The organism is Microbacterium oleivorans, assembly GCF_023715745.1.
Taxonomy (GTDB): domain Bacteria; phylum Actinomycetota; class Actinomycetes; order Actinomycetales; family Microbacteriaceae; genus Microbacterium; species Microbacterium oleivorans_D.
The window spans coordinates 1,008,787-1,020,632 of record NZ_JAMBOV010000001.1; the positions used below are offsets into that span (position 1 = coordinate 1,008,787).

Annotated in this window: 9 protein-coding genes; 4 read left to right on the forward strand and 5 right to left on the reverse strand. The window is 71.2% G+C overall.

The window, feature by feature from the left end:
* Nucleotides 1-3: 3 nt before the first annotated feature.
* A complete protein-coding gene (locus M3190_RS04740) occupies nt 4-1,896 on the forward strand; it encodes a helicase HerA-like domain-containing protein (protein WP_251578914.1) in 1,893 nt (630 codons plus the stop codon).
* A complete protein-coding gene (locus tag M3190_RS04745) occupies nt 1,893-2,498 on the forward strand; it encodes a GNAT family N-acetyltransferase (RefSeq protein ID WP_251578916.1) in 606 nt (201 codons plus the stop codon). The genes M3190_RS04740 and M3190_RS04745 overlap by 4 nt, the downstream gene beginning before the upstream one ends.
* On the opposite strand, the gene M3190_RS04750 is transcribed toward M3190_RS04745, so the two are convergent.
* Nucleotides 2,493-3,923 carry an MFS transporter gene (locus M3190_RS04750; protein ID WP_251579004.1) on the reverse strand — a complete coding sequence of 477 codons (1,431 nt, stop codon included), beginning with the start codon at nt 3,921-3,923 and terminating at the stop codon, nt 2,493-2,495. The two genes, M3190_RS04745 and M3190_RS04750, sit on opposite strands and share 6 nt — an antisense overlap.
* Before the next feature lie 190 nt (nt 3,924-4,113).
* On the opposite strand from M3190_RS04750, the gene M3190_RS04755 reads away from it, so the two are divergent.
* A complete protein-coding gene (locus M3190_RS04755; protein WP_251578918.1) occupies nt 4,114-5,652 on the forward strand; it encodes an SDR family oxidoreductase in 1,539 nt (512 codons plus the stop codon).
* A gap of 6 nt (nt 5,653-5,658) precedes the next feature.
* On the opposite strand, the gene cydC is transcribed toward M3190_RS04755, so the two are convergent.
* Genes cydC through M3190_RS04775 form a run of 4 tightly spaced genes read right to left on the reverse strand, consistent with a single transcriptional unit; the run spans nt 5,659 to nt 11,451 of the window.
* Entirely contained in the window at nt 5,659-7,323 is a 1,665-nt protein-coding gene (gene cydC / locus M3190_RS04760) for a thiol reductant ABC exporter subunit CydC (RefSeq protein WP_251578927.1), read from the reverse strand.
* Nucleotides 7,320-8,957, reverse strand: coding sequence for a thiol reductant ABC exporter subunit CydD (gene cydD / locus M3190_RS04765; protein WP_251578936.1), 1,638 nt, complete (start codon nt 8,955-8,957; stop codon nt 7,320-7,322). The genes cydC and cydD overlap by 4 nt, the downstream gene beginning before the upstream one ends.
* A gap of 22 nt (nt 8,958-8,979) precedes the next feature.
* The gene (gene cydB, locus M3190_RS04770) at nt 8,980-10,014 is read right to left on the reverse strand and encodes a cytochrome d ubiquinol oxidase subunit II (protein ID WP_251578938.1); all 1,035 of its coding nucleotides are present in this window, start codon (nt 10,012-10,014) and stop codon (nt 8,980-8,982) included.
* A 9-nt stretch (nt 10,015-10,023) separates the two neighbouring features.
* Nucleotides 10,024-11,451 carry a cytochrome ubiquinol oxidase subunit I gene (locus M3190_RS04775; RefSeq protein ID WP_251578940.1) on the reverse strand — a complete coding sequence of 476 codons (1,428 nt, stop codon included), beginning with the start codon at nt 11,449-11,451 and terminating at the stop codon, nt 10,024-10,026.
* A gap of 208 nt (nt 11,452-11,659) precedes the next feature.
* On the opposite strand from M3190_RS04775, the gene M3190_RS04780 reads away from it, so the two are divergent.
* Nucleotides 11,660-11,846, forward strand: a 187-nt coding sequence (locus tag M3190_RS04780; RefSeq protein WP_251578942.1) for a hypothetical protein, incomplete at its 3' end; no start/stop codon positions are given.

Sequence of the window (11,846 nt, forward strand, 5' to 3'; positions counted from 1 at the left end):
GGCATGAGCGCCGAGGAAGCCGCCGCCGAACTCGCCCGTCTCGAGGCAGAGGCCGCCGCCGCAGAGGCGGAGCTGAAGCTCGCGAAGGCGCAGGCGGCACTGGCCGCCGCCCGCGCGGCGGCAGCGCGGACGCAGACGGATGCCGCGCCGACGGACTCCGTCGCGGCACCCGAGCCCGCTGCGTCGACCGAGCCCGTCGAACCGGCGAGGCCCGCCGCGTCGACGGAGCCCGTCGCCGACGCCGCCCCGGCGGCCCCGGAGTCCGCGAGCGGTCCCCTCGATGCCGACGAGGTCGCGCGGATCGTAGCGGGCTACAGGTTCGAGGAGGCGACCCTCGACCTCGGTGCGCTCGTCAACGGCGACCCTGTCCGAGAGGCGCAGATCCGGATCCCGCTGGCGATGACCAACCGTCACGGACTCGTCGCCGGGGCCACCGGCACGGGGAAGACCCGCACTCTGCAGGGGCTCGCCGAACAGTTGGCCGCCAAAGGCGTCCCGGTCTTCGCCGCGGACATCAAGGGCGACCTGACGGGGGTCGCCACGGCGGGCGAGTCCACTCCGAAGCTGTTGGCCCGCACCGAGGCGATCGGGCAGGCGTGGGAGCCCGCGGCATCCGTCACGGAGTACTTCGCACTCGGCGGGATCGGCACCGGCGTCCCCGTCCGCGCGACCGTCACCGGATTCGGCCCGCTGCTGCTGAGCCGCGTGCTCGGGCTGAACGAGACGCAGGAGTCGAGTCTGGGCCTCGTCTTCCACTACGCCGACGCGCACGGACTGCCGCTCGTCGACCTGTCGGACCTGCGGGCGGTGCTCACCCACCTCACCAGCGACGCGGGCAAGACCGAGCTGAAGACGCTCGGCGGCCTCTCCTCGGCGACGGCGGGGGTCATCCTCCGCGAACTGATCACGTTCGCGGACGGCGGTGCCGACGTCTTCTTCGGCGAGCCCGAGTTCGACGTCCGCGACTTCCTGCGCACCGCTCCGGACGGACGTGGGGTCATCTCGCTCCTCGAGGTGCCCGGCATCGCCGACAAGCCCGAGCTGTTCTCGACCTTCCTCATGTACCTGCTGGCGGAATTGTTCGAGATCCTCCCCGAGGTGGGGGATGCCGACAAGCCGAAGCTCGTGTTCTTCTTCGACGAGGCGCATCTGCTGTTCCGCGACGCGTCGAAGGCGTTCACCGCGGCGATCGTCCAGACCGTCCGCCTCATCCGTTCGAAGGGGGTGGGCGTCTTCTTCGTGACGCAGACCCCGAAGGACGTACCGGGTGACGTGCTCGGGCAGCTCGGCTCCCGCATCCAGCACGCCCTCCGCGCCTTCACCCCCGACGACGCGAAAGCCCTGCGCGCGACGGTCGGGACGTATCCGACGTCGGGTTACGACCTCGAGCGGGTCCTGCAGGAACTCGGCACAGGCGAGGCCATCGTCACCGTCATGAACGAGAACGGCGCACCGACACCCGTGGCGTGGACGCGTCTGCGGGCACCGCAGGGGCTCATGTCCCCGACTCCCGCCGCCGCCGTGCAGGCCGCCGTCGCGGCGTCGCCGCTGCTGGCGACCTACGGCACGCCGGTCGACCGCGAGTCCGCGCGCGAGATCCTCGCCGCGAAGATGGCCGCCGCGGACGCCGAAGCGGATGCCGCGAAGGCCGCCGCCGACAAGGCGAAGGCCGACGCGGAGTACGCGAAGCAGAAGGCCGCCATGGACAAGGCGCAGGAGAAGGCCGAGCGCGACGCGCAGCGCGAGTACGACCGGATCCTGCGCAGCAGCGGGGGCAGGACCCGGACCTCGCGTCGCGCCGAATCCTCGCCGCTCGAGCAGATCCTCGGATCCAAGACGACGCAGACGATCATCGGCAGCGTCATCCGCGGCGTGTTCGGGAACGGCCGCCGATGAGCGCGGCATCCCGCATCCGGCCCTTCCGGCCGGGGGACGAGCCCGCCCTGGCGGAGATCTGCCTGCGGACCGCGGATGCCGGTGGCGACGCGACGGGCATCTTCGAGTACGACGCCATCTGGGCGCACATCTGGGTGCTGCCCTACGTCGAGCGCCACCCCGATCTGGCCTTCGTCGTCGAGGAGGAGGACGGCACCGTGTCGGGATACGTCGTCGCCGCCCCTGACACCGATGCCTTCGAGCGGTGGTTCCACGACGACTGGTGGCCGCGCCACCTCCACCGGTGGCCCAAGCCCGAGCGAGAGGTGACCCGGCAGGACGGCACCCTCCTCTACGCCTACAGTCGCGGCGAGAAGCCCGAGCGGTACGCCGCGGAGTTTCCGGCGCACCTGCACATCGATCTGCTGCCGCTCGCGCAGGGCAAGGGGGCCGGGCGCCGCCTCATCGAGACCCTGTTCGCCGCCCTGCGCGAGCGGGGCGTCCGGGGGCTGCACCTCGTGGCGTCGGCGGAGAACACCGGGGCGATGGCCTTCTACACGCGTCTCGGCCTCGCGCCGCTGCCGTCGCCCGCCGGGTCGCGCGCGTACGGCGTCACGCTATGAGCGGTGCATCGGGATCGGCATCGTCGACGTGTCGATGAGCGGGTCCTCGTCCTGACGCTCGACGACCTCGATCGCCTCCTCGCGCGTCTCGACGGTGGGCACCGAGCCCAGGAGCGGCCGCTTCGCGGTCTCCTTCATCGACAGCAGGGCGATGCCGCCGAGCAGGGCGAAGAACATGATGTAGAACGCCGGCATGAAGGTGTTGCCCGTGACGTCGATGAGCGCCTGACTGAACAGCGGCGTGGTGCCCCCGAACAGCGACACCGACACGTTGTAGGCGATCGCCATCGCGCCGAACCGTGAGGCGGTCGGGAACAGTGCGGGCAGCGTCGACGCCGACACCGCCACGTAGAAGGCGACGGGGATCGCCACCATCCCGAGGGCGACGAAGACCGCCCACTCCTGGCCGATCTGCATGATGGCGAAGGCCGGGATCATGAGCACGATTGTCGAGCCGGCGGCGATCATGTAGACGGGTCGCCGGCCGATGCGGTCACTGAGGGTGCCGATGAACGGCAGGCAGGCGGACATGACGATGAGCACGGGGACGGTGGCGACGGCGGCGCCCAGGTTCGAGACCCCGACCTCCTTCTCGAGGTAGGTCGGCATGTAGCTCGTGAGGGCGTACCCGGCGGTGTTCGTCGCCGCCACGATCGCGATGCCGATCAGCACCTCGCGCCAGTGGTGACGGAGGATGCCGCCGATGCCGTGGCGTGCGAGCGGGTCGTCGCGGTCCACGTCCCCCTCGGTCTCGGCGGCGTTCTCGTACGCGGGGGTTTCGGGGATCCTGAGGCGGAACCAGATCGCGACGATGCCGAGCGGGATCGCGACGAGGAACGGGATGCGCCAGCCGAAATCGGTCATCGCGGTCTCGCCCCACACCGACTCGGTGATCACCGTCGTCAGGGCGACGACGGAGGCGCCGGCGGCGAAGCCGACGTACGAGCCGAGGTCGAGCCAGGACGACCAGAAGCCTCGACGCTTGTCGGGGGAGAACTCCGCGACGTATGTCGTGGCGCCGGCGTACTCGCCGCCCGTCGAGAAGCCCTGGATCATCTTGAGGACGTAGAGGGGCACGATCGCCCAGAGACCGATCTGCGCGCTCGTCGGGAGGACGCCGATGAGCGCGGTCGCGGCAGCCATCATCGCCATCGTGAAGAAGAGGACCTTCTGCCTCCCGATGCGGTCGCCGAGGGGACCGAGCACGAGCCCGCCGATGGGGCGGACGAGGAAGGAGATCGCGAACCCGAGGAGGGTGACCAGCAGGTTCCAGGGCGCGGGCAGGTCATCGGCGAAGACCACCGAGATGGTGACGGCGAGATAGCCGTAGATGCCGAAGTCGAACCACTCCATGAAGTTGCCGACGACGGTGCCGCTGATGGCGGTCCGCACCCGTCTCGTGTCGACGACCACGACGTCGTCCACGTCGAGGCGAGGTGGGGCGGCCGAGCGGGTGAGGGCTTCGGAGGACGGGTGTACCGGATGACGGGATGACCTGGCCATCTCTCCACGGTACGCAGGTGTTCCGGCCGCCGCATCCGGGGGTGTGTCCCTTGACAAAACCCGATCCCTGAGCGGGGGCCGCACCCTCCCGCAGCCGGTCTATCGTGGCGACATGAGCGAGCTCTCCGCCCCCACCGGCCGCGAATCCGCCCTCGTCGCCCAGCCCCGCACGGACGGGTCGGCGCCGCGCGCGCTCGTCCTCGGAGCGACCGGGTACCTCGGCGGCCGGCTCGTGCCGCGTCTGCTGGCGGCTGGCTACCGGGTCCGGGTCCTCGTGCGCACGCCGGCCCGACTGGCGGCGTTCGTCTGGGGGAGCGAGGTCGAGGTCGTCGAGGGGGCGGCGGAGGATGCGGATGCCGTGGGGCGGGCGGTCGACGACGTCGATGTGCTCTACTACCTCGTCCACTCCATGGGCGGCGGCGCCGACTTCGAGACGAAGGACCTCCGCGCGGCGGAGACCGTGGCGGATGCGGCGGCCGAGGCATCCGTCGGTCGCATCGTGTACCTGGGCGGTCTTCACCCGGCCGGCGTGGATCTGAGCCCCCACCTGCGCTCGCGCGTTGCGGTGGGCGAGGTGCTTCTCCGCAGCGGTGTGCCGACGCTGGTCCTGCAGGCCGGTGTCGTCATCGGATCGGGGTCCGCTTCGTTCGAGATGGTCCGGCACCTCACCGACGTCCTCCCGTACATGCCCGCACCGAAGTGGGTGCGCAACCGCATCCAGCCGATCGCGGTCCGCGACGTCCTGCACTACCTGCTCGCGGCGGCTCGGGTCGCGCCCGACGTGAACCGCGCCGTCGACATCGGTGGGCCCGATGTGCTCCGCTACGGACAGATGATGAACGGGTACGCCGTCGAGGCGGGGCTGCGCCAGCGGGCGATCGCCGCCCTGCCCGTCCTCACCCCGGGTCTCGCCTCGCACTGGGTGAATCTCGTCACCCCCGTCCCGCGGGCGATCGCGCGTCCGCTCATCGCGTCGCTGCAGAACGAGTGCATCATGGACGACCACGCGGTCGACGACCTGCTGCCACGGCCCGAGGGCGGGTTGACCTCCTATCGCGAGGCGGTGCGGCTCGCGCTGCGCAAGGTCGAGGCCGACGCGGTGGAGACGAGCTGGCAGGACGCCGAGGTCTCGTCGGTGCCGAGCGATCCGCTCCCGAGCGACCCCGAGTGGGCGGGACGGCTCGTCTTCACGGACGAGCAGAGTGCGACGACGTCGGCGAGCCCCGAGCAGCTGTGGCGCGTGATCGTCGGCATCGGCGGCGAGAACGGGTGGTATTCGTCGCCGTTCCTCTGGGCCGTGCGTGGCTGGATGGACCGACTCGTCGGCGGTGTGGGTCTGCAGCGCGGGCGTCGCAGCCGCGGCAAGGTCGCGGCGGGGGACGCGATCGACTTCTGGCGCGTCGAGGCGGTCGAAGAGGGGCGCCTTCTGCGCCTGCGCGCGGAGATGAAGGTGCCGGGGCTCGCCTGGCTCGAGCTGCGCGCGCGTCCCCAGGCATCAGGGTCGCGGTACGACCAGCGTGCCGTCTTCTTCCCCAAGGGCCTCGCGGGGCGCCTGTACTGGTTCGCGGTCCTGCCGTTCCACGGCTTCATCTTCAAGGGGATGGCGAACCGCATCGCCGCCGCCGCCGAGCGCGAGGCGCCCACCGCCTGAGCGACCTCACGCCGCGGTGACGCGTCCGTCCTCGATCCGGACTGTCCGGTCGATGAGGGATGCCGGCACGTCGGTGTGCGAGATGAGCACCACCGCCTGCGAGGGGCCGACAGCGCCGAGCAGGTCCGTGAGCAGTGCGTCTGCGGCGGCAGGGTCGACTCCGGCCGTCGGCTCGTCGAGGATCAGCACGGGGAAGCCCCGCAGGAGGGCGCGGGCGAGGGAGATGCGCTGCGCCTGCCCGCCCGAGACGAGCGCGCCGCGCTCGCCGACCCGCGCGTCCAGGCCGCCGCGTGAGCGGAGCCATCCGCCGAGGCCGACACGCTCGAGGACGGCGATGAGCTCGTCGTCGGATGCGGTGTCACGCGCGAAGAGGAGGTTCTGGCGGATGTCCTCGTCGAAGAGCATCGGATGCTGCTCGCACAGCCCCACGGTCATCCGGAGGTCGTCGGGGGCGATGGCCTGCACAGCGCGGTCCCCGACCGTGTAGTCGCCCGCGACGGAGAGGAACCGGACGAGCGCATGGGCGAGGGTCGACTTGCCCGCTCCGCTGGGGCCGACGATGTGGATCCGCTCGCCCGGGTGCACGTCGAGGTCGATGCCGGAGAGGGCGTCGCGTGCCGCGCCCGGCCAGCGGACCGTCACCCCGCGCAGCCGGATACCGTCGCCCAGCGGCGGCGCCTGCGCCGTCGGCGCCCCCGCCGCCGGGATCTCCGGCGGCACCGCGGCCGGAACGACCTGTGCGACGCGGGCGGCCGACGCCCGGACCTGCCGCCATGCGGAGGCGGCCAGCGGAACGGCGGTGAACACCTCGAACACCGCCATCGGAACGAGCACGGCGACGGCGAGGGCGGGACCGCTGAGGTCGCCTGTCCCGGCGGCCGGAGCAGCGACGAGGAGGGCGAGGACCGTCGCGGCGCCCGCGGCGAGCGATACCACGGCGGCGGTTCCTGCCTGTGCGGTCGTGCGCCGCAGCAGTGCACGGCGCAGAGCGGCGTCGGCATCCTGCACGGCGGTACGCGACGCCCGTTCCGCGCCGTAGGCGACGAGCACGTCGAGGCGCGAGAGATGGTCGAGGACCGCATCACGCAGGTTCGCACGCAGCGGAGCGATGGCGCGCTCGGCGCGCGCTCCGGCCGCCCACCCCCAGGCCGTCGCCGCGACCCCGGCGCCGATCAGACAGAGGGCGAGGGCCACCGCGGCCGGCCACCACACCACCGCGACGAGCACGACGGCGCCCACGGCGACCGTCGCCGAGGACACCAGCGGCAGGAGGACGCGCAGAGGCAGGTTCTGCAGCTCGTCGACGTCGTCGACGAGCGCGGCCGACGTGTCACCGCGCCCCGCTGAGGCGAGTCCCGCCGGGGCGTGGGGGAGCAGGCGCCGCACGAGGTCGGTGCGGGAGCGAGCGAGCTGACGCAGCACGGCGTCGTGCCCGGCGAGGCGCTCGGTGTAGCGGAAGGCGGCTCGCGAGAGGGCGAAGGCGCGCACGCCGACGACGGCGGTCGTGATGTAGAGGACGAGGGGCTGCTCGGACGCGCGCACGATGAGCCACCCGCTCACCGCCAACAGGGCGACCGCCGAGGCCTCCGAGAGGAAGCCCGAGGCGAGAGCCGGCCAGAACCGGCGCGGCGGCGGAACGGCGGCCCGCAGAACCTCCCGGGTCGTGGTCACACCGGCACCTCCGTAGCGGTCAGCCGAACCACGCGGTCCGCGATCGCGCGGGCGCTCACGCGGTGCGAGACGAGCAGGATCAGCGCCCCGGCATCCGCGATGGCGCGCAGCGATCGCCACAGGTGCTCCTCGGCCGCGGCGTCCAGCGCCGCCGACGGTTCATCGAGGGCGAGGACGGGCGCGTGCCCGCGCAGGTGGCGGGCGAGGGCCCGGGCGACGGCGACACGCTGCGCCTGTCCGCCCGAGAGGCCCGCCCCCTGGACGCCGAGGACCTGCTGGGGATCCAGGTCGGCGAGACCGACGAGCGCCAGCGCCTCGGCGATCGTCTCACGCGGCATGTCGGCGTCGCCGAGCGAGAGATTCGAGGCGACGCTGCCCGCAGCGAGTCCGGGCCGCTGGCCCGCCCAGGCCAGCCACCGGGAGGGTGGGAGGGTGCGCACATCGGTGCCGTCGAGCTCGATGCGCCCCGTGGCGGGAGCGGAACCGAGGAGGGCGTGGAGCAGGCTCGACTTGCCCGATCCGCTCGGACCCTCGATGAGGACGATCTCGCCCGAGCGCGCACCGAGCTCGACCGGCGGCAGGTCGCGCACGCGGACGGCCTCCATCCGCAGCTCGTGCGGGGCGTCTCCGAGCGGCGCCGCCGAGGTGGTGGACCCGCTCACCGCTGCGGCTTCGTCGAGGACGGCGAAGACGTCCCGTGTCGCGGCGACCCCCTCGCTCGACGCGTGGAACTGGACGCCGACCTGACGCAGGGGCAGGAACGCTTCGGGGGCGAGGAGGAGGACGAAGAGTCCGACCCCGAGGGTGAGCGATCCGTCGAGCAGGCGGAACCCGATGGTGACCGCGACGATCGCGACCGAGATCGAGGCGAGGAATTCCAGGGCGAACCCGGACAGGAACGACACCCGCAGCACCGTCATCGTCTCGCGACGGTAGTCGTCGGTGACACGGTCGATCGCGTCGGACGCACGGTGCTGGCGCCCGAAGACGGTGAGTGTCGCGAGCCCCTGCACGGTCTCCGAGAAGCGGGTGGCGAGACGGCTCAGCGTGTCCCACTGCCGTCGCTGGACGGTGCGGGTCGCGAGTCCGATGAGGACCATGAAGATAGGGATCAGGGGAAGGGTGAGCAGCACCGTGAGTCCCGAGACGGCGTCGGCGCTCCACATCACGGCGAGGATCACCGGAGTGGCGATCGCGGTCTGCACGAGCTGCGGCAGGTAGCGACCCACGTACGGCTCGAGGGCGTGGAGGCCGCGGCCCGCGATGAGCGCGAGCTGTGCCGTGCTGCGCGTCGCCGTCCAGCCCGGACCGAGGCGGGTGATGCCGTCGAGCAGGGCCGTCCGCAGCTGGGACTCCACCCGTGCCGACGCGCGTGCCGCGACACCTTCCCGTGCGAGGGAGAGCGCCGAGCGGAGGAGGACCACGGCGGCGAGGGCGAGGAGTGTTCCGGACAGGGCGCGCCCCGCCGTCGCGTCGACGATGGCCCGGGTCGTCAGGAACGCGAACCCGACGACCACCGCAGCCTGCGCCAGCGCGAGCAGGGCGATGACGACGAAGAAGGAGCGGGATGCCGTCGCATACCGCCACAGTCGCGGGTCCACGGGCGGCTGCCGCCGTTCGACCTCAGGGGTCATGGATCGATCCTCCTCCGACCGCTCAGTGAGCGGCCGCGGCATCCGCCTTCTCGATCTGCGCCCGCGAGATGCGCTTGCGGAAGACCCAATAGGTCCACGCCTGGTAGGCGAGGATGCCGGGCAGGAAGATCACCGCCGCCCAGGTCATGACGCCGAGGGTGTAGTCGCTGCTCGAGGCGTTCTCGATCGTGAGCGAGAACGCCGGGTCGGTCGAGGACGGCATCACGAACGGGAAGAGTGCGAACCACAGGGTGAGGACGGCCGTCACGATCGTGACGGCGCCGAGGCCGAAGGCCCAGCCGTCCCGGCGCCGCAGGTTGGCCACCGCGGAGGCGACGAGCGCGAGGGCGGCGGCGACGCCGCATCCGATCACGGCCGCCAGTGCCGGGGCGCCGCGGTCCATCGCGATGGCCGCGGTCCAGACCACGCTCCCCGCGGCGAACACGATCGTGGGGATCGCGACCCGGCGGGCGAGGACATGGGCGTCGTCGCGGACGCGTCCGTCGGCCTTCAGCCCGACGAAGTAGACGCCGTGCAGGAAGAAGAGGAGCAGCGTCGTGACCCCGACCCACAGTCCGTAGGGGTTCAGGAGGGTGAGCAGCGACCCGGTGAACTCCTTGTCGGCGTCGATCGGCACCCCCTGCACGATGTTGCCGAAGGCGACGCCCCAGAGGAGGGCCGGAACCACCGACCCGATGACGATCATCCGGTCGAACCCGCGCTTCCAGCGCAGCCCCTCGCGCTGGTGGCGGTACTCGAACGACACGCCGCGCAGGATGAGCGCGAGCAGGATCAGCAGGAGCGGCAGATAGAAGCCGCTGAAGAGGGTCGCGTACCATTCCGGGAACGCTGCGAACAGGCAGGCGCCCGCCACGATGACCCACGTCTCGTTGAGGTCCCAGACCGGGCCGATGGTGTTGATCACCTGGCGCCGGGAGACCTCGTCGCGGCCGAGGAACGGCAGGCTCATCCCGACGCCGAAGTCGAATCCGTCGAGCACGAAGTAGCCGACGAAGAAGGCACCGACGACGAAGAACCAGAGGTAGGCGAGATCCATGGCGGGCTCCTAGTAAACCGTCGAGGGGGTCTGATCGACAGGCAGGTCGCGCGGGTCGGGGTCGTCGGGCCCGGGCAGCGGGTCGGGCCCCTTCTGCGCGGCCTTCAGGATGAGGCGGAACTCGACGACGGCGAGCGACGCGTAGATGGCTGTGAACGCGAGGAGGGAGATGAGCACGGTCCACCCGGGCACGCCGGGCGACACACCGTCCTCGGTCAGCATGAGGCTGAAGACGATCCAGGGCTGGCGGCCCATCTCGGTGAACACCCAGCCCACGAGGCTGCCGAAGAGGGGCAGCGGGGCCGACCAGATCGCGACGCGCCACATCCACCCGGCGACGGGACGCGTCGCCTTCTTCCGGGTGACCCAGAGGCCGGCCACGGAGATGAGGGTCGCGAGCCCGCCGAATCCCATCATCCAGCGGAACGACCAGTAGGTCACCCAGATCTCGGGACGGTAGTCGACGCCGGCACCGAACTTCTGTGTGTAGAGATCCTGCAGATCGTTGAGCCCTTCGACGCAGCCGTCGAGCGTGTGCGTCGACAGGAACGACAGCAGGTACGGCACGCGCAGGGACCAGATCTCCTGCGAGCCGTCCGGTGTGCCGATCGAGAAGATCGAGAAGGATGCGTCCGCCCCGCACGCGTTCTCGTACAGCGCCTCGGCGGCGGCCATCTTCATCGGCTGCGTCTGGACCATGACGAGACCGAGCTGGTCGCCGCTGATGGCGGTGCCGGCGAACGAGATGATCATGAACCACATGCCGTAGCGCAGGGCCGGTCGCATCGTCTCGACGTGCTGTCCACGGCGCAGGTGCCAGGCGGCGACGGCGATGATGACGGCGGCGGCGAACATGAACGCCGAGAAGATCGTGTGCGGGAACGCCGCGAGGGCGACCGGGTTGGTGAGCAGCGCGAAGAAGTCCGTCAGTTCGGCACGGCCGGTCTCGGGGTTGAGCGTGTAGCCGACCGGATTCTGCATGAAGGCGTTGGCGGTGAGGATGAAGTACGCCGAGAGGATGGAGCCGAACGCCGTCGCCCAGATGGTCAGCAGGTGGATGCGGCGCGGCAGCTTGTCCCACCCGAAGATCCACAGGCCGATGAAGGTCGCCTCGAAGAAGAACGCCATGAGGCCCTCGAAGGCCAGCGGCGCACCGAAGACATCGCCGACGAAACGCGAGTAGGCGGACCAGTTCATGCCGAACTGGAACTCCTGCACGATGCCGGTCACGACGCCCATCGCGAAGTTGATGAGGAAGATCTTGCCGAACAGACGCGTGAGGTGCAGCCACTTCACGTCACCCGTGCGGTGCCAGATCGTCTGGAAGATCGCCACGGTCAGGGCCATGCCGAGCGTCAACGGCACGAAGAGGTAGTGGTAGAGCGTCGTCAGTCCGAACTGCAGGCGAGCCAGGATGAGCGGGTCCAGAAAGTCCACGGGCTTGGTCCTTCCACGGTGATGATCCGACGGTACGACGCCGCGTGGATCACGGTCCGCGGGAGGGCCGTGCAAAATACCCGGATGCCGCCTCGCCGCGCACCCCCATGGTGAGAGCGGTCTCCGGCACCTACGGTGGGCACATGACTCGCGGTGATTCGTCCCCGGTCCGTGCGATGGTGCGGCGGACCACCACCCTCACCGCGGCGTGGCTGACCGCGGTCCTCGTCCTGACCGCCGGGCCGGCCGTCGCCGGCACACCGCCGACTCCGACGCCGTCGGCCTCACCGTCGCCGAGCGCCTCGCCCACCGCCACGCCGAGCCCGACGCCGACGATGTCACCCGCTCCGGCGCCGACCGCCTCGCCCGGTGCGACGCCCACCCCGACCCCCACC